Below are 18,450 nucleotides of genomic sequence, written 5' to 3' on the forward strand. Positions count from 1 at the left end.
GATCCAGCAGGCCGCGGAAGTGGCGAAGGGCGTGTGCCGGGTGTAACGTCGGTGAGTCACCATCTGACGCTCTATACGAAAGGGTATTGACCCTTCGAGGCGGCGCCGGGAAGTACTGGCCATTTTCAGCCGTGAATATTGCAGGAGGAGCCGACGCTCCGTGAAATTACACGCGCNCCTTTAGCGCCTTCGACTTGCAATAGCGTTGGCAACGTGACGCCGTCCATCGCCGCTGTCACTCGGCAAGAATCGACACGAGCATTTCAGGCGGGGCCGATCTACAGTCAAGTCGCGCCAGAGCACAGATTCAGGTTGAAGACTTGCGGGGACGGATGCGGTGAAGCTGGCGCGCCCACCAACGTCATGCTGCCGTCGCGCTTCAAAAGCGCAAGAAACGCATCAAGTTCATGCGGCGCTGCAACCGTGTCAAGGATGAAGTCGAGGCTCACTGCATGCGCGGCCATTTCATCGGCGTTGCGCGACACAACCACGTCGTGCGCGCCCAGCGCTCTTGCTGCGTCCCGCTTCGACTCCGAAGTGGTGAATGCCACCCATGCGCGCCCATTGCGTTGGCCAGTTTAATGCCCATATGACCAAGCCCTCCGATACCGACGATGCCGACCTTGTGCCCCGGTCCGACTTTCCAATGGCGCAACGGTGAATAGGTCGTTATGCCCGCGCATAGCAGCGGCGCGACCGCGGCGAGTTGCGCTGCGTCGTGCCGGATGCGCAGAACGTAGCGTTCATGCACCACGATCTGTTGCGAATAGCCGCCCAGCGTATGACCGGGAGCGTCGGCCGTCGGTCCGTTATAAGTGAGGACCATGTGGTCGCAATGATTCTCGAGTCCTTCATTGCAATCCGCGCAGTGCTGGCAGCTGTCGACCATGCAACCGACCCCGACCAGATCACCTTCCTTAAAGCCGGAAACATGTTCGCCGACCGCCGACACCCGACCGACAATTTCATGTCCTGGCACACAAGGAAAGAGCGTCCCGGCCGACTCGGCGCGTACCTGATGAATGTCCGAATGGCAGACGCCACAATAGGCGATGTCGATCTTCACATCGTGCGGGCCCGCTGCGCGACGGACGATGTCCATAGATTCGAGAAGTTTGTCGCCGGCATAGGCGCCATATGCTTTTACAGTCACGTTCAATCCTTGAGAACAATTGTTCGTTTCGACCAAGTCGTGCAGGAGCGAGGAGAGGACCGCGATCTGGTCCGTCCGGCCGCGCGCTCTAGCGCATGATGAATCCGCCATCCACCGATATCGACTGCCCCGTCACGTAGCTTGCCGCGGAGCTGCACAGCCACAGCACTGCGTCGGCGATCTCATCCGCGCGGCCGTGCCGGCGCAGTGGGATGCCTTCTACCATTGCGTCCAGTGCTTCCTTCTGGCCAGAGTCGGCCATTTGTTGCGCCATCGGGGTCCAAATCAGGCCAGGGCACACGGCGTTGACGCGGATGCCCCGCGCAGCGTACTCCAGCGCGGCACTCTTGGTCAGGCCGAGAACGCCATGCTTGGCCGCGTGATACGTGCCTCGCTCAGCACCACCCACCAGCCCTCCAAGCGAAGAGCAATTGACAATGGCGCCGCTCCCCTGCTGACGCATGTGTGTCAGCTCGTACTTCATACAGGCCCAAACACCGCGCAGGTTGACCGAGTTCACGCGGTCGAAGTCCTCGGGTGTGGCGTCAGCGGTTTCGGCGAGGGCATTCTGGATACCAGCGTTGTTGAATGCCACATCAAGTCGACCGAACGCGGAAACCGTTTCCTTGACCATCGCCTCGACCTGTTCAAGGTCTGCCACGTTGCAACCGATACCGATGGCCTTGTATCCGGCCGCTACGATCTCATCGGCGGCTGCCAGCGCACCGTCCTTGTTCACATCCGCCAAAGCGACAGCAGCGCCTGACTGCGCGAATGCCTTGGCGGTCGCGAGGCCAATGCCCGACGCGGCGCCGGTCACTAGTGCGACCTGGTTCTCGAAGGAGATTTTCATGATGTCATTTCCGTAGTGAGGGGAATGGTCTGGTTGCCGATGGCCCACTGCCAGGCTTTCTTTTCCGAGCCTCGCGTGTGGGTCTACGGGCAGACGATTTGCCGACTTGGCATGTAGGGAACTTTAGTTGGCCGCGCGAATGTAGGGTAGACGGCAGAATTGGCATGGCGCCATAAAATACGTTCATGAATGCGGCACTGTTCGCTGCCGTCCGTAGAATATGGGAAGCCTTACAAACCGGTCTCATCAATGTCGCGCGACAGCTTCAGTGATCTTCTTGCCTTTATCGCCGTTGCCCGCGCACGCAGCTTCACGCGTGCGGCGGCCCAGCTTCGGGTGACACAACCCGCCTTGAGCTACACCGTCCGGGCGTTGGAACAAAGGCTGGGCGTCAGTCTGCTCATCCGCAGTACGCGCGGCGTCTCCCCGACCGAGGCAGGCCAACGCCTCCTGAGTCGTCTGGCTCCCGAGTTCGACGGGATTGAGGCCGAGATTCGAGCGCTTGCTAACTCCGGGACGAGCCCATGGGAACGATCCGGATCAGCGCCATCGATTACGCCATCAGGAGCACGCTTTGGCCCAAACTGGCGACGTTCCTTCCCAGGTTCCCCAAGATCAAGGTCGAGTTGATCAACGAATATGAGCGCGTCGACATTGTCGCGCGCGGCTACGACGCCGGTGTACGGTTCGGCCAGGAACTGGCTCAGGACATGATTTCAGTGCAGATCGGCCCGGACGTTCGCAACATGGTCGTGGGATCGAAGTCCTACTTCGCAGGGCGGCCGCGACCCAGGACACCCGGCGACCTCACTGAGCACGTCTGCATTAATTTGCGCACGTCCACCTATGGTGGACTCTACGAGTGGGAGTTTTCCAAAGGGAAAGCGCAGGGTGAATGCCCGGGTGGAGGGAACGGTGACCTTTAACAACGCCTATGACATCTTCGAGGCGGCCGAGGCGGGCTTCGGGTTGGCCTACCTGCCAGAGGAGATGGTACGGCCCTGGGTCTTGGATGGGCGGCTTATCTCGGTACTGGAGGATTGGTGCCCGGTGTGGCCCGGATTCCACCTCTATTATCCGAACCGGCGTCAGCCTTCACGCGCGATGACCTTGCTGGTCGAAGCCTTGCGCTACCGGCCATAACAGCGGAGCACCTTGCATGTCTGGCGACAATATTAGCGACGTCCGGGCTTTTCTAGAAGTCGCTCGGGAACGCAGTTTCACCCGCGCAGCCACTCAGCTGGGCGTATCTCAATCAGCGCTTAGCCACACCATTCGAGCCCTGGAGGCGCGGCTGGGGCTGCGTTTATTGACACGCACCACCCGGAGCGTAGCGCCGGCGGAGGCCGGAGAACGCCTGATTCAGAGAGTAGCTCCTCGATTTGAGGCGATCGCCGAGGAGCTGGCGTCGTTCGAGGAGCTACGCGACGAACCTGCGGGGACGGTACGCATCACGGCCCCTGACTTTGCGGCGAACACGATCATCTGGCCCAAGTTATCCAATCTACAGCCGAAGTATCCACAACTCAAGATCGAGGTGGCGATCGAGCCGGGACTCACCGACATCGTGTCTGGGCGCTTCGACGCGGGCGTTCGCTTCGGGGACCAGATTTCCAGGGGCATGACGGCGGTGCGTATTTCGCCGGACATCCGGATGGTGATTGTCGGTGCGCCTTCCTACCTGGGAGGGCGTCCGCTGCCTACGAGCCCGTCAGACCTGACCGGGCACGAGTGCATCATGATGCGCTTCCCGATGCGTAGCGGCTTGTACGCGTGGGAACTCAGGAAGGGCAAACGAAACTTGCACGTACGGGTTCGAGGCCCATGGACATTCAACAGCATTTACCCGGTCATTGACGCCGCGTTAGCGGGATTCGGCCTCGCATATATGCCCGAAGAGCTGGCGCTTTCCCATATCCAGAGCGGCCGCCTTCAAACCGTGTTGAAGGACTGGTCACCAACGTTTCCAGGGTTCCATTTGTTTTTTGCCAGTCAGCGTCGATCATCGCCGGCATTTTCGCTCGTCGTCGAGGCGCTTCGTTATGGACGCTAGCTGCGCCCGATACAGTACCAAATGCGGAGTGCACGCAATGGAACTGTTGCCCGCATTGCTGACGTAAATTCGAGCGCTGAGTAAGATCCGCCTTGAGTCGCTTTGGTGCGCTCGCCGTCGCCCCGCGTTCGGCCAAGAGCGTCATTCTTTCGCATCGTCGCGTGGACATCCAGACGTCGGTTCCATCTGGAAAATGGCCATTCGGACCGCGACGTTAAATGTCGGTTGATTGGCCAACCTCCTAATCGCGATGGTATGGAGCTCGTTGCCGACGAGGTCCATACATGGCAATAGGTCCTAAAAAGCTAAGCGGAAGCCATCTCTTCGTGTTCCTCGCGGCTCAGGAAAAGTAACTTTTCGCGATCTTCGTCCTTGAGAAGGATGTCCCACCTGCTTTCCATAAACTTTAGAAGACGGTGGCCGCGATTCCGGATCTGTTCGGGTCCCCAGTCGTTGTCCGCCGCGACTTCGATCTCCGAATGTGAACCGTCCGAATAGCCGTTGCGGGCCTTGGTACCTGATCCGTCGAACTTGGGCTTCTTCTTCGAGAACGCGTCGTTCTGCAACAAGGCATTGATCGTCATGGATAGGAGCAGCAGGTTGCCGAGCGATCCGGCGTACCGCTCTCGTTGCTTTTCAGGAACGTCCTTGAACGTCGCTTCCCAGTCCGGAGTCGGAGTCTGCGGATAGAGATGCTCGATCGAGATAAGGTCGCCTTGCGATTTCAGGAGGTCGCCCCAATCCACTTTCTGTTGTCGGCTGCGATGCAGAAGATGCTGCTCGTATTCGTAAAGGAAGTAACGCAACCGGACCATCCATAATAGCCGCAGACTTCTTCGAATTTCTTAAACAAGACGTTATGGAACTCATCGACGCGCAGTTTGCCTTTGTGATCAGAGGCATGCTTCAACGACGCGTCCAGCCGTTCCGATATTTGGTCGAGCGTCGTCTCACCGCGGTCGAGAGCACGCGCGAGATTGCAGAACCCGCTGCTTCGGTAGTTAGAACGAGCAGAGCCGATCCGGAACGCGATGAAAATGAAACGCTCGATCCTGCCGAACATCCGCAGTCTCTCCGCTTCGCCTTTGACTATCGGTACTGGAAACGTCCCATTGCGATCTGTAGCTCGACCTCGATGCAGACTCTACGGGGCGTAGCGTACTTTTCGTAAAGACGGCCACAAGAGAGAATTGGGTAGCCTGAAGGAAGCGTTCGCCATGCCAGTACTTCGCAACCGCCGCCGCTGATAGCAGCGTACCAACCACGCGGGAAGTGATGACCACAGTCGAGTGCAGCCTGTTGCTTGAGTCGCCTCGTAACGGCGAACGACAAGTGGCGTCCCCGGAGAGCACAGCCTTCCAAATCCAGTTCGCGCCACCGTCGGCCATTCACCCTTCGCGCGAAGGCCGCGAGTAGTGACCGTTGCGCTCGCTGGAAAAGTTGTCGGCGCCGCCGCGGTAGTTCATGCTCTGCCCGCGCTCGCATGATGCATAGCTGATGGACTCTGACGTCGTCTATCCTGAAGGACCGGCGTCTTCTCGCACGTCCGGTACTGCGCCGCCGAGAGGCTGCGATCGTGGCGGCATGTCATCGCGTTTCTTGGCGGATTGGTTGGTCGCATCCAGCATTCTCGCGAGTCCACGACCGAGGCTGCTCGATTTGTTGGCTCGACCCAGGCCACCTACTATGGCGATCGACGGCGGTTTATACCCGATAACGGCGACTCTGCGGCGCATAACGCGATCTGGCCGGCTCGCGCCTGAGGGTTTTCCTTAGCCTCAGGCACGACAACAATGCCGATGGTTGGCCGTCGGCGGACATGCTAGGATTTCTTTCAAACAACTCTGGAAACTGGTGATGCCGTTCATCTGCGAAAACGTTGAATGTCGTGCCGTGCTGGCTCGCGGGCAGGTCAGATCCAATCACGAGGACGAGGGGTGGTGCTTCTACTGCCCGGACTGCGAAGCCAGGAACGAGTTGAAAGATATCGGCGTACCTAGCGGTCCTGTCGAGTTGATTCAGCCAGAAAGATCCGACCTTCCGCACAAGGTAATAGCGACTGCTCGACCATTGGAGGACGGCAGGTACGCAGCTCAATTGCGTGTTCAGAGGGCACTCGGTATGAAAGGAACGTACGCTGTCGAGAGCGCTGCGAGCAGCTCCGTGTATTTCTCAACGCGCAAGAGGCCATAGCGCATGCGAAGTCGATCGCAACAGACGTGCTGAAGCGAAACGCCTAGTCGCGAGTGGTACTCTGGATTGGTCCACACCTATCAATGCACAGATCCTGACGGTAGTCCTAGGGCCGGATAGCCCGCGATAACCCGGTGCCGTACGTTGTGCATGTGCATGTGCATGTGCGTGCCGTGCGGAAAGCGTTTCAGCTTTCGGTGCGCTCAATAAGCGGTGCTAGCGGATACCGTGCCACCCCGAATACGCCATTAAACGACATGTGATAAACCAATCTTAATTCACGAGGTGCCACTGGGAGCGAGCTTGACAAATAGTCTGGCCGCTTCGTTGCCGTGGGATAACGCGCGCAGCGCAAGGGAGAGCGCTAGTTGTGCGTCGTGAGAGACCGCGCTACGATCCTGATCGAAGAGCTTGACGGCATGGCGCATATGCTGCGCCGCCTGCGTGTGAAGCTCCACGGCCGCGGCATGATGTTTCGCCACGTCCGCCGCATCTATGACAGAGCCGGTCGAAGGAGGCGTTATCGACGGCGTATTGGTGCTGTGCGCGCCAGCGGCATGTGCCTGATCGATCGCATGCAACGTGTGACCATGGGCCATCTCGCCTGATGCGCGGCGTGGGCAAAGTCTCGATCGTCCTCGAAATGCCGCGACGCCTCGCGGTGATGTCGCGCGGCCTGCTCGTGGTGTGACGCCGCGGCTTCGAGATGACCTTTCTTGCTGTGCATCGTGTTCACGCCGGCTCCCGTGCAAACTCCAGGACTGACTCCGATGGCGACCGATTCGAAGACACAGTGGCGGGTCGCAGCAAGATCCTAATCTACACGCACTTGCGTCTTCTGCGGCATTTGTGTCTCGCGGAAAATCGGCATCACGACCTGAGTCCCTACAGGATCCCGGCCGATGCCGTGAATTTGAAGGCGCCTGTGCATAGTTTCAATCTGCGCGTTGGGGTCGAGATTGTAAGTTCGCTGAAGCAGGAAGCTGCCATCCCACTTCTTAATGCCGCAATCGTCGGCAATCCGCCGCCATATTGCTGACGTAGAACTCAGCACGCCCGAATGTCGGCATTGGCCGAAACGCCTCCGTTACTCATTTAGGAAAGTTTCGATGTGAACCAGCCGTTGGGCCACGATGGTGGAGGATACGCTGGCGGCAACAATCGGCAAGATTGTGAACAGTGCAGTGGCGAGAGCGTCGTTTCACAATGGAACTCCCATCTTTCTTGTGGGAGTCTGCCATGAAGACCGAACAACCCCGTGAAGCATGGAACAAAGGCAAGCTGGTCGGCCAGAAGCCGCTGCTCAGACCCAAAGACGTTTGGGCCATCCGGATTCACCTCCGGAACGCTCGCGCTGTCCGCGATCTTGCCTTGTTCAACCCCGCAATCGACAGCAAACTACGTGGCTGTAATCTTGTCAGTCTGCAAGTTCGCGATGTCACCCACGTCAATCAGGTCTTGCCGCGGGCGCAAGTCGTTCAGCGAAAGACACAGCGTCCCGTGCAATTCGAGCTGACTGAGCCGACCCGGCCGGCAGTCCGCGCGTGGCTCGACAAGGCCGCGCTACGATCGGAGCAGTACCTCTTCCCGAGTCGACTGTCGACGTCCCCGCATCTTTCTACCCGGCAGTACGCCCGGATGATAAGTCGATGGATGGCGCAGCAGGACTTGATCCGACAGTCTACGGCACATATTCGATGCGGCAGACGAAGGCCACCTTGATTTACAAACGCACGAAGAACCTGCGAGCCGTCCAGTTGCCGCTCGGCCATAGCAAGATTGAGAGCACAATCAGGTATCTTGGTATCGAAGTCGATGACGCGCTTGAGATTTCGGAACAGACTGAACTTTAGCGCAGTCAACGCTGGCCGCACGACATGATGTTGCATGCGCATTCGTGCGGCTACTTTCCGTCGCGCCTATTTTGGGCGGAGCGGCCAACTTGTTCCCGCCCGCCCATTCCGCGAAGTCGTCATCCGGTTGACCGTAGCGCATCGGAGATCGGCGCGAGGACCGTCGAGTACAGTTCGGCCTTTGGAGACGCTCGCCGGTCAGTCGACATGCGGCTGCTTGCCGTCACCTTGTTGCCATCGGAAGCGCAGTGGCTGTGAATGTCGGCTTCAGAGAAGGCGAACGAGTCGTAGCGACCCTGAAGCGCCCTTCGACCCGGGTTCGCCTTACGGCAACTTCCGAAGTTGAGCCGACGTTCGAGCATCCTCGCGAGAGCGCGGATCAATCGCCGTAATAGGCCCACGTTAAGCAGTCGTTGACTTGCCCGATCTGGCGTTAGCGGCTCCTCGCGTACCTTCAGTAGCGGACCGACGCCATTCGCGCTCAGCACTTCTCTTGCGATCGTGCTTTCTCCGCGGCCGATTGTCGTCCAGAATGAATGTTCACTGCGCGAAGCGGCCGATCAGGCGTATCCGTGTTGCCCGGCCATGCAGAGGTTGGACGCCGTCCTTAAAGCGGGGGAAGGCCATGCTTGACGATTCGCTTCCGGACCGGATCAGGCCAGTCACTGTCCGTCATCGCTGGACGATTCTGGTCGCGACCACGGGTGGCGCGCTCGAAGTCTTCGACTTCGTGATTTATGGGTTTTTTGCCCAGAATATCGGCGCGGAATTCTTTCCGCGACAAATGGGCGTATCGGGGCAGACGCTGTCGTTCACGGTGCTGGCGGCAGGCTACCTGTCGAGGCCTCTCGGAGGCATCGTCCTCGGCCATTTCGGCGACAAATATGGCCGGCGCATCGTGTTCATATCGTCGGCGATGATCGCGGCCGTCTCCACGCTCCTGATTGGAATACTTCCTTCATATGCCGTCTGGGGCGCGACTGCCTCGGTCCTTCTTTTAGCGTTACGGCTCGTTCAGGGGCTGTGTCTGGGCGGGGAACTGCCCGGCGCTGTCATCTATGCCGTAGAGACAACACGCGCAAGGCCGGGGTTCATCTGCGGCATCGTATTCGTCGCGGTCAATCTTGCGTTGTTGCTGGCCACGACCGTGAACATGGTGGTGCAAAGCATGCTCACCACCGACCGGATTGGCGCCTCGGGATGGCGCATCGGCTTCCTTATTGGCGGCATGGTTGGCCTGTTGAGTTTCGCGCTGCGCCGTACGCTTGCAGAAACCGATGAGTACGCGCAGGCCATCGGCGCTCGACACCGTGAACCGCTGGCCGTGCTGTTTCGCAGCCATCTCAAGCCGGTCGCCGCGGGTGTTGCCGCGTGCTCCCTGGTGGGTGCATCGAGTGGCATGTTCATCGGATTCATGCCAAGTTATCTGCAAGGACTTCACTACGAAGCACGGGAAATTGCGAGCGCGCAGACCCTGTATCTGATTGCTGTCGCGGCTTGCATTCTCATCACGTCCTATGTTGGCGACCTGTTGCCGCGATACTACGTGTTTAGAGCGGGGACCGTCCTGTCGGCTCTGCTCACGCCGGTCTTCTTCATCGCGGCCGCCCGTTATCACGTGAACCTGACCGCCTGGTTCATCCTGGCCGGTACGGTGACTTCACTGGCAAACGGAGTCTATGCGTGCGCAATCGCCGAAATGTTTCCCGTCGACGTCAGATTCAGCGGCCTCGCGACCGCCATGAACCTCGGATTGGCTGCCTCGCTCGGCCTCACCCCCCTTGCCGCTCACATCGCCGCTTCAAATGCTCACTGGAATCCCGGGCTGCCGCTCGTCGGGTGTGCCGCGTTCGCATTTGCCGCCTCCTTCGGAATGCGTCGCGTCCCGCGGCGAAGCGATAACAACGAGGCAAGCAGGCGCTCGCGCCGCAGGGAGCGCGCATGAGTTCTCAAGACGGCATCGGGATTGCGGATGTGGAGCTTGACATCCAGCGCTACGAATTGCGTCGCGGCGGCGAGATGGTGCGACTCGAGCGGCTGCCAATGGAACTGCTGATGCTGATGGCATCGCGTCACGGGCAACTGGTCACCCGTACCGAGATCGTGAGGGCGCTCTGGGGCACGAGCACGCATCGCGAAACAGACAACAGCATCAATACGGCGATCCGCAAGATCCGCGTCGCGCTGGGCGAGGACCCCGAGTGTCCCAAGTACCTCATTACTGTCAAAGGCAAGGGCTATCGGCTCGACGGCATCCGGAACCCGAGCCGTGAGCAGCCGATTTCCGCCGCACCGGCCGTTCGCGTGCTGGTACTGCCGTTTGAGAACAAGACGGACGATGCCAGCCTCGACGGTTTCTGTTCCGCCCTCGCAGACGAGACTTCGGCCAACATCGGCATTCTCCACCCGGAACAGATTCTGGTCATCGCCAGGACGACCGCTGCACGATATGGGCGGTCGGAAAAGAGTATCTCCGAGATCGCGCATGAGCTAACCGTCGATTATGTGCTCGAGGGCGCGCTGACGCGTGAGGGTGCAAGAATCCGCATTCTGGCGCAACTGATACGCTCTTTTGATCAGGTCCAGATCTGGAGCCGCGTGCATGAACCGATCGCAAAAGGCGCGCTTGATATTCAGAAAGAAGTGAGCGCCGCGTTAGCTCAAGAGGTGTCCCCGGCGCTCGCGGAGCAACAGCAGCACCGGCTGGCGAGGCGCCTGCCCATCGATCCTTCGGCGCACGATGCATATCTGCGCGGGCGCTACTACTGGACCCGGCGAGTTCACTTCGACGCGGGGTTTGCTGCCCACCACGGATTGAGCGACGAAGACTTCATTCGCGCGCATGGCTACTTTGAAACCGCCGTGAACCTCGACCCGACTTATGCGCTCGGCTACGTCGGCCTGTCGAACATTTTCGGATCGACCGCGACGCACGGATTCTATGCGCCGTCGCAAGGCTATCCGAAGGCACGCGAGGCGGCATTGCGAGCACTCGAACTCGATCCGAACCTGCCTGAGGCCCATCAGGCGCTCGCCGGCGTGTACTACTTCTACGACTGGGACTGGCGCCGGGCCGAGGAGGAATTTCTCGAAGCGTTGCGGCTCAATTCGAGTCATGCCGAAACGAGCCGCCTGTACGCGAGGCTTCTGATCGTGCTCGGACGAGAAGCCGAAGGACGGGCGCAGTTCGAGCTTGCCGAAAAGGTCGACCCGCTCGGCTTCGAAGGCTCGCGGCTGCTCGGTCTCGTACAGTCGGGCAGATACGACGAAGTCATCGGGGAATATCTTAAGGCTGGGCATGGCAACCGGTCGCCGCTGATCTATCAGTTGCTGGCAACCGCCTTCGAGGTTCGCGGGCAATACGAAGAAGCCGTCGAAGCCACGATCGATGCGCTCACCCGCTGCAACGAATTCACACGGGCATCGACGATTCGAACCGTGTGGGATTCGGGCGGTTATGCGAAGGTCCTGCAATGGTATTTGCAGGACCTGATGGCGCGGCGTCGTCGGAGCTATACGTCCCCGTTCCTGTTCGCCGAGATTTACGCGAGGCTCGGCCAGCAGGACGAGATGTTCCATTGGCTCGGTGTGGCACTTGCCGAGCATTCGCCGCGCCTGTGTGAACTCCGCACGAGCGCATGGTTTTATCGCTATCGATCGATGGGACGGTTCAGGGAGGTGGAAAAGCGTATCGGCTATCAGGATGGCTATCGCATGCCACCGGCGGACGCCCCGTCCGCCGCACTGGGCCAAGGGCGACGTTCCCGTGACGCGTCTCCCCGACCGTCCTATGCGAAGGGCCGGCCTGACCCTTGAAGGATGCGTGTGGACGTTCGAGCGTCTTCATGTACTGGTCAACGGAAGTTGGTTCAGCGTCGTGCTGATCGCGTCATCGATAACTCACCGACTGCGTCTTTTTATCGCGCTGGATCAGAAACTGAACCTGTTCTTTTGAGCCCGATTTCCCCGTTGCCCGCACGAGTTAACGATTTCTTCAGATACCGTCGATGGCTCTGTTCGCGGTCCAGTCGCAGCATGGCCATAGCGATGCCGGCACGAGGCCTCCTGTGCTGAAGAGCAGCGGTCTGGGACCGCCTTCGAGGCCAGTCGTGCTCTGACCGTACAGTTCACCTTTGCAGGAGTAAATGGACATGAAGACAATCCGAATTGCTGCCGCTTGCGCGCTTGTCGCCCTCGTCACGGTGCAGTCGTGGGCGCAGGACAAGATGACAACGTTGCAAGCCGAACCGGCTGCCCAGGACGTCGGAGGCGTTGCAGAGACGCCGAAAGGAGAGGCGGGGCACTCCATGGCTTCTACCCGGCAATCTGCCGATGTGTCCGGCCATTGGCCGCAAGCAGACCAAAGCCGTGTGTCCAGTAGTCCGTTCAGTCACCACTGAACACCGCCTTCGTGCTTGCGATGCGAACTTGAGGCAGCACTTACGTGCTCGCTCTGAACATCGGCACGGCGCACGGTCGCCTCATCTTGCCAGGCAATGGACACTTGTGCGCCGTGATGTTTCGCGCCTGATCTGGGCGACAAGGAGCTTATCGTGAAGATCAAACAATCCAGCATTCTCTCAGCAACTGCCGTGGCGCTTTTCTCGATCAGCGGCGCCGTGCAGGCCGAGGGTCCCAGTGGACACGACGGACACGACGGACACGGCGGCTCACGCGGCCTTTGTTCGAACGCAACGCTCAGGGGACCGTATGCATTTACCGGTCATGGTGAAATTATCGGATTGATAGGACCGAACAATAAAGTTGCTCCCTATGCCTCCACGTCGATTCTTGATGACGTCGCCCTCGTGACGTTCGATGGCACGGGCGGCTTCACGCGCACCGACTTCGGCATGATCGGTGGGCTGCCGAAAGGGGGCCTGACAACCTTCAATCCAAACCAGAACGGAATATACTCAGTGAACTCCGATTGCACCGGCACCATGAAAATCACTTATACCGCCGGGGGAGCCGTGCCGGCGGGTGTCGAAACTGACCTGAACATGGTCATCGCTGCGGATGGGACGCTCGTCGAATCGGTTGTTTACAGGGCGGTCACTGTCTCTGGCACGAGCGGAGACGGCTCGGTAACGTGCCCACAATATTGCGAGCAAGCTGTGCAAGAAAATTTTGAGGGGAAGAAGATCGTTGTCTACGGCTTCCGCTAATCGGGCTCCAGATGGGCTCACGCTCGCTGCGGCGCTTGCCATGAGCGGCGCTGAGCCCGGCCTTGGGCGCAAGTTCCTCGTCCTTTACTTCCCGCACGGTCTGCCTGGGCGATAGGGTCACTTCCCCGACCTGTCGCAATACGTAGGCCGCCCGTGCTCGCAATGCGGATGGACATCGACGCCATCCACATGATCATGGCTGCCTTGGGAGTCCGAGCGCCGATTACATGACCACGAGTGGAGTCCGTTTCTTGAGGCGCAGCGGATGTTCCAGCGTCGACGTGATCGGCTTGCTGAACGTCTCCCGGTGGCCGGACAGCGACCGACGGCCGGCCGCTATCCGGCTCTGCTTGCATTCAAACCTCCGTCTGGAAAGCACGTCAGTATCGGCCGGCCCGATTTGACGGCTGGAATGGCGTCACGTGCAGCGTCGCCGGGAATAGCCTAACGTCTATGAAGGGCGCTCACAACAGGCAAACAGTTTGTCGTGTCTGCGCCGCCCGCCGACGGGCGATACTCGACCTTCGAATTTCCTAGACGACAGGACCGCGCAGCGTCCGCATAATCCCGGTAATTGCCTAAAGAACAAACAGTTTCGGCTTGCCTTTGTAGGCATCACTGCGCCGGTTCGTGTTGACCCCGCCTCCGACCGCGCGCAATGTTGCGATTCAGGCTCAAGGAAAGGCTGGCGGCAATTTCACATACCGCTGCTGATCCAATGGCCGCGCCGGCCTTGCGCGGCGGATGTTCACTCGGCCGATTCGAGGCATCTGCGCAGTCCGCGAAGTTTTGCGAGAAATGCGGATTACCTCTGCACCTCGAGTGTCGCGCGTGCGGGGCGTCGCTTACTGCTTCCGATTCCATTTGCGCCGCATGCGGGACGGCTGCCGGCGGCGACATCGCATTGGCCGAAGACCGCCGCGAAGCAACCGCGTTATTCGCCGATATCTCCGACTACACGACGCTGTATGCGAGAAGCGATGCGGAAGAATTACAGGCGATGCTGGACCGCTTCGACGCAGCGATGGAAAAGGTCGTGGCGCACCACGGCGGCCACGTGCTGGACCGGATGGGCGACGCAGTGATGGCGGTCTTCGGCGCGCCCGTCGCCCATTGAAACGATCCGGAGCGCGCCGTTCGCACCGCAATGGAAATGCACGCGGCGGCGTCGGAGATTGGGGACTGCGAGGGACGACCGCTCAAACTTCACATCGGCGTTGCCCGAGGCGAAGTCGTCGCAACCAGGATCGGCAGCGGCGGCCAGTCCCGATGCTTCCGTCACCGGCGAGATCGTCAATCTCGCCGCACGTCTCCAGTCGCTGCAATCGTTCGAACGCTGCATCGCGCTGTGCGATGCGCGGCAATGGATCGCGATCGAGATTCCGAACCGATGCATGATCGGATATTGCTTGCAGTACGCAGCCAGGCTGGATCAAGCCATGATCGAAGTGCAGCGGGCGCTGGGCGACGCGCGGAGAACCGGGCTCGTCCCCACGTTGGTGTTGGCGTTGTCAAGCTTAGCGACGATTCTCATCGACGCCGGACCATTCGATGAAGCCGAGCCAGTCTGTATCGAAGGTCTGTCGCTGGCCCGGCACGCCAGCGCTCGCCATTTCGAATCGACGATGCTTATGTCGCCGGCCGAGGTTCGACTGAGAACGGGTGTCCAGCGACGACGCCGCACGCCAGATCTATGCGGCGCTGCAGATTGCACAAGAAACCGGCCTTGGGTACGCGGGCGCCGCGATGTTTGGGATGCTGGCTCGCGCCGTACCGAACGCGCAGGCGCGGGCCGAGGCGTTGCATCAAGGCACGGCATTGCTTGGGCAGCCATGCCTCGCTCAGTCCGTTTTGCGCTTCCATACCCATGCAATGGACGCCACCATCGAAGGCGCTGAATGGGATGACGTACTCCGTTACGCAGGCTCTCGAAGCGTTCATGGAGGCAGAGCCTTTACCGTGGCATTTCTTCTCGTTCGACGCGCACGCCTCGTTGCCGCCGCTGAAAATGGCGCGGATGTCGCCGGCACGCGAACCCGACTTCTGTGCCTGAGACAGGAGGTGTTTGCCGTCGGCTTAGGGTCGGCCCTTCAGGTAATCGATGCGGCGTTGGAGCGGATAGGCGGCCGGCCTTGAAGGCCCGTGGAGTCTAGGGCTTGACAAACTTGAGCGTCATGCGATCGGACTCTCCTATTGCGGCATAGCGTGGCCGGTCGACGTCGCCGCCCTCGTAGGTAGGCGGCAGCGACCACACGCCGTGCAGATGGTCCTTCGTATCCTTCGCGTTCGCGTTGATCTCGCTGCGCGCGACGAGCCTGAAGCCGGCCACTTGCGCGTGCTCGATGACGAACGCTTCAGTCACGTAGCCCGAATCGATCATTTGCTGCACGGTCGTCCCTGGCCGCGCGCGACGCTCCTCGACGCCGAGTTCGCCGCCCATGCTTCAGCGCGCCGTAGAACGCGCGCAGGTTGGCGTCGATTTGTCCGTCCTTGATCCAGTTGTGGATGTTCCGAAACGTAAGCACACGGTCGAACCGGTCATGCGCGTCGAAGCCAGTGAACCGACCCGCGTGCAATGTGCCCACGACAACCTTTCCATAAATCGCTGGCGCGTCCGCAAGCTTGCGCCGATAGGCGGCATCGGTCGCGCTGTCCTCTGCGGCGAGATCGGCAGACGCGCTGAGATATTGAGCCTCGTAGAGCTGACCCGCGTTGTGCAGATAGGGCGCAAGAATGTCCGTGTACCATCCTCCACCCGGCGCAATCTCCAGCACCGTTAGCGTCGGATCGAGCTCGAAAAAAAGCAGCGTTCCCTTAGGATGGCGATAGACGTCGCGCGCACGCGCCTTATCGCTGCGTTGGGATCCAGCGATGGCAGCATCGAGCGACGTCATGCTGGCCCCTTGCGCTTGCGAAGCATGCGATGAATTCTGAGAATCCACCGAAGAAGCGCATCCAGTCAGCATGAGCGCGAAGCAGGCGGCGGCGGGCGCGACTGCGCGCGCCCAGTCCAGGCGGCTAGTTTTCATGAGACGGATACCAGTTTGAGATAGGGGACACCATGCGCGCTTCTTCGAACATCTGCCTCATGCAACTTCGACCGGCCCGATCAATGCCGCCACTCGCTCGAAGATCCACAGCGCGCGGGACCGGCGCATTGGAGCCTGCAAGCACACACGCCTGAATACCCATGCCAGCGCACGCCGAATGCGGTACTCACACGGGCCCAGGGCACGATTGCATAAGCTTACGCCAGCCGCGGGCGGAACTGTGCTCGAAGCGCGTCGTCGGTGAATTGTTTGTACCGATACGCGACCGCCGCCTTGACGCATATCCGGGTCGCGCGCCGTTCTGTCGTCATTTACCGTCGATGATGCGACGCCGGCTCTCGGCGATCAAATGACCGCTCGCGGAGGCGGACCTGCCGTCTGAATTACCTGGCGACGTATCGGATGAGGGGTCCCCTCATGGCCGGGTGCAGCCTAATGCAATGAGCATTACGCGGCCTAAACCTCGCAAGACTGCGATCGGCAGCACGCGACCCCGAAGCAGCCAATCTAGCTCTCGGATCAGCAAAGGCAGATATCGGCCACTGGAGCAACGATGACCAGTATCGACAACTGTACCGTGTTTCTCACGCGCCAGACGGATGTCGCGGGTATGAATGACGTCTGGCGGAACACGTTTCCGTCGGACCCACCGGCTCGCTCAACGGTCATTGTTGCGGCCCTCTCGCGCCCTGCCGTCGGTCATTGCCGGCTTTACTGCTTCTTCACGAAATTCCTTTGTGTACACAGCCTTCGGGATTCGCTTCATCAGTGCCTCCATTCCTCAATTTTACGGAGTGTTGGCGTCCACTTTTTTCAGCCGATCTCAGGGCTGCAGCGGCGGGTTTCAGAGGATACTGTTGAAAAGTCGCTGACAGTCTCTGTCGCTGGATCTTCCAACTGGTCAATTTAGAACTGCGACTTGTTCGTGACCGACAGAGTCCCAGGTTCACTCAAGTCGTGGTGTGCTCCAGACAGGCAGTGTTTCAAGGAGGCTGTTTTATGAGCGACCAATATTCTTCGGCACTCGATACCGCCTACCGCAGAGCGATTCGGTTCCACGAGGTAAGGAAAGGCCTGCCGGCACGAGCGCCTGCGACGTTCGATCAACTCCTTGAAGCTTTCGGCGGTCCGATGACGGATGCGGGTATCGCGCCGGCAACGGTCATCGAGCGCCTCGCAGATGCCGCGGAGCCTGGCTTGACTGGCACGGCTGGACCGCACTTTTTCGCCTGGGTGATGGGTGCATCACACCCGGTCGGAGTCGCCGCTGACTGGCTAACGAGCATGTGGGGCCAAAATGGCGCCGGCTATCACAGCTGCCCGGCGAACGCGGCCGCCGAAATTGTAGCTAGCAAGTGGCTGCTAGAACTCCTCCAGCTTCCGCCCGAGTGCTCTGTCGGATTTACCACTGGTGGGACAATGTCGCACTTCGTATGTCTCGCAGCCGCGCGCGGCGAACTGCTCAGGCGGCAGGGATGGGACGTTGAGGCAGACGGCATGTTCGGTGCACCGGAAATTACCGTGTGCGTGGGTGCTGATGCTCACGTCAGTGTGTTTTCGGCCCTGCGATATCTTGGATTTGGTCAACGCCGCGTCGTCGTGATACCGACGGACGCCGAAGGGCGAATGAACGCGAACGAGCTTGGACGGGCGATTGCAACGGTCAACGCCCCGCTGCTGGTGATCGCGCAAGCCGGCCAGATCAACACCGGGGCCTTCGACCCTCTGCATACGATCGCTGAGTCGACGCATGAGCAAGAGGGCTGGCTGCATGTCGATGGCGCTCTCGGGCTTTGGGCTCGAGCTTGTCCTTCGCGTGCGCATCTGGCGGAAGGAGCTGAACGGGCGGACTCATGGACGACCGACGGGCATAAATGGCTGCAAAGCCCCTACGACTGCGGCTATGCAATCGTCCGCGATGCGCGCGCGCACCGTCGCGCCATGACGGTTCAAGGCAGCTATCTTCCAGTGACCACAAAAGAAATTCGTGACCCGAAGGAGTGGGTCCCCGAGCTGTCGCGGAGGGCGCGAGGTTTTGCAACATGGGCCTTGCTCTGCGCATTTGGCAAGGACGGAATTTCGGCGATGGTTGAACGGCATTGCCAACTTGCTGAACGAATGTCATCC

14 protein-coding genes and 7 pseudogenes are annotated in these 18,450 nt (G+C 60.0%); 15 read left to right on the forward strand and 6 right to left on the reverse strand.

Annotation, left to right across the window (positions count from 1 at the left end; genetic code table 11):
* Window positions 1-125: 125 nt before the first annotated feature.
* The 3 genes and pseudogenes from F759_RS45460 to F759_RS0133315 all read right to left on the reverse strand — a co-directional run.
* Window positions 126-271 (reverse strand): annotated as a pseudogene (locus F759_RS45460) (XdhC family protein); the annotation flags it as partial.
* Window positions 272-308: 37 nt separating this feature from the next.
* A pseudogene (locus F759_RS39415) lies at window positions 309-1,153 on the reverse strand (NAD(P)-dependent alcohol dehydrogenase); the annotation flags it as partial.
* 88 nt (window positions 1,154-1,241) lie between these two features.
* Window positions 1,242-2,006, reverse strand: coding sequence for an SDR family NAD(P)-dependent oxidoreductase (locus F759_RS0133315; RefSeq protein WP_027803625.1), 765 nt, complete (start codon window positions 2,004-2,006; stop codon window positions 1,242-1,244).
* Between the two features lie 249 nt (window positions 2,007-2,255).
* On the opposite strand from F759_RS0133315, the pseudogene F759_RS39420 reads away from it, so the two are divergent.
* Both F759_RS39420 and F759_RS0133325 read left to right on the forward strand, forming a co-directional pair.
* Window positions 2,256-3,149 (forward strand): annotated as a pseudogene (locus F759_RS39420) (LysR family transcriptional regulator).
* Between the two features lie 16 nt (window positions 3,150-3,165).
* Entirely contained in the window at window positions 3,166-4,059 is an 894-nt protein-coding gene (locus F759_RS0133325; RefSeq protein WP_027803626.1) for a LysR family transcriptional regulator, read from the forward strand.
* A 305-nt stretch (window positions 4,060-4,364) separates the two neighbouring features.
* On the opposite strand, the gene F759_RS0133335 is transcribed toward F759_RS0133325, so the two are convergent.
* Window positions 4,365-4,865, reverse strand: a complete 501-nt coding sequence (locus F759_RS0133335; protein WP_161633353.1) for a GmrSD restriction endonuclease domain-containing protein — start codon at window positions 4,863-4,865, stop codon at window positions 4,365-4,367.
* Window positions 4,866-4,918: 53 nt separating this feature from the next.
* Here F759_RS0133335 and F759_RS0133340 point away from each other — a divergent pair, with 53 nt between their 5' ends.
* The 6 genes and pseudogenes from F759_RS0133340 (at window position 4,919) to F759_RS39440 (ending at window position 11,921) form a co-directional block, all read left to right on the forward strand.
* Entirely contained in the window at window positions 4,919-5,230 is a 312-nt protein-coding gene (locus F759_RS0133340; protein WP_027803628.1) for a hypothetical protein, read from the forward strand.
* 686 nt (window positions 5,231-5,916) lie between these two features.
* Window positions 5,917-6,299: pseudogene (locus tag F759_RS44640) on the forward strand (hypothetical protein).
* Between the two features lie 372 nt (window positions 6,300-6,671).
* Window positions 6,672-6,860, forward strand: a complete 189-nt coding sequence (locus F759_RS43520) for a hypothetical protein (RefSeq protein ID WP_167334051.1) — start codon at window positions 6,672-6,674, stop codon at window positions 6,858-6,860.
* A gap of 631 nt (window positions 6,861-7,491) precedes the next feature.
* Window positions 7,492-8,105: pseudogene (locus F759_RS0133365) on the forward strand (tyrosine-type recombinase/integrase).
* A 418-nt stretch (window positions 8,106-8,523) separates the two neighbouring features.
* The gene (locus F759_RS39435; RefSeq protein WP_244438981.1) at window positions 8,524-10,050 is read left to right on the forward strand and encodes an MFS transporter; all 1,527 of its coding nucleotides are present in this window, start codon (window positions 8,524-8,526) and stop codon (window positions 10,048-10,050) included.
* Window positions 10,047-11,921: a winged helix-turn-helix domain-containing protein gene (locus tag F759_RS39440; RefSeq protein ID WP_084534431.1), complete on the forward strand. Its 1,875-nt coding sequence runs from the start codon at window positions 10,047-10,049 to the stop codon at window positions 11,919-11,921. The genes F759_RS39435 and F759_RS39440 overlap by 4 nt, the downstream gene beginning before the upstream one ends.
* 178 nt (window positions 11,922-12,099) lie before the next feature.
* On the opposite strand, the gene F759_RS42940 is transcribed toward F759_RS39440, so the two are convergent.
* A complete protein-coding gene (locus F759_RS42940; protein ID WP_154670927.1) occupies window positions 12,100-12,258 on the reverse strand; it encodes a hypothetical protein in 159 nt (52 codons plus the stop codon).
* On the opposite strand from F759_RS42940, the gene F759_RS0133390 reads away from it, so the two are divergent.
* From F759_RS0133390 to F759_RS0133410, 5 genes and pseudogenes are all read left to right on the forward strand, one after another.
* On the forward strand, window positions 12,257-12,505 hold the full coding sequence (locus F759_RS0133390; protein ID WP_152530771.1) for a hypothetical protein: 249 nt from the start codon (window positions 12,257-12,259) through the stop codon (window positions 12,503-12,505). The genes F759_RS42940 and F759_RS0133390 overlap by 2 nt on opposite strands.
* Window positions 12,506-12,658: 153 nt before the next feature.
* Window positions 12,659-13,273 carry a hypothetical protein gene (locus F759_RS0133395; RefSeq protein ID WP_027803633.1) on the forward strand — a complete coding sequence of 205 codons (615 nt, stop codon included), beginning with the start codon at window positions 12,659-12,661 and terminating at the stop codon, window positions 13,271-13,273.
* Between the two features lie 718 nt (window positions 13,274-13,991).
* Window positions 13,992-14,141: pseudogene (locus F759_RS45350) on the forward strand (double zinc ribbon domain-containing protein); the annotation flags it as partial.
* 36 nt (window positions 14,142-14,177) lie between these two features.
* Entirely contained in the window at window positions 14,178-14,390 is a 213-nt protein-coding gene (locus F759_RS44645; RefSeq protein ID WP_244438982.1) for an adenylate/guanylate cyclase domain-containing protein, read from the forward strand.
* A 545-nt stretch (window positions 14,391-14,935) separates the two neighbouring features.
* Window positions 14,936-15,409 (forward strand): hypothetical protein, encoded by a 474-nt coding sequence (locus F759_RS0133410; protein WP_027803635.1) that lies wholly within the window; start codon window positions 14,936-14,938, stop codon window positions 15,407-15,409.
* Window positions 15,410-15,422: 13 nt separating this feature from the next.
* Here the strand turns inward: F759_RS0133410 and F759_RS39445 are convergent.
* Window positions 15,423-16,302: pseudogene (locus F759_RS39445) on the reverse strand (class I SAM-dependent methyltransferase).
* 553 nt (window positions 16,303-16,855) lie between these two features.
* Between F759_RS39445 and F759_RS45355 the strand changes: the two are divergent.
* Window positions 16,856-17,233 (forward strand): RidA family protein, encoded by a 378-nt coding sequence (locus F759_RS45355; protein WP_407668567.1) that lies wholly within the window; start codon window positions 16,856-16,858, stop codon window positions 17,231-17,233.
* A gap of 89 nt (window positions 17,234-17,322) precedes the next feature.
* Window positions 17,323-18,450, forward strand: a 1,128-nt coding sequence (locus F759_RS39450; protein ID WP_036025926.1) for a pyridoxal phosphate-dependent decarboxylase family protein, incomplete at its 3' end; no start/stop codon positions are given.

Source organism: Paraburkholderia dilworthii, assembly GCF_000472525.1.
Classification (GTDB): Bacteria; Pseudomonadota; Gammaproteobacteria; order Burkholderiales; family Burkholderiaceae; genus Paraburkholderia; species Paraburkholderia dilworthii.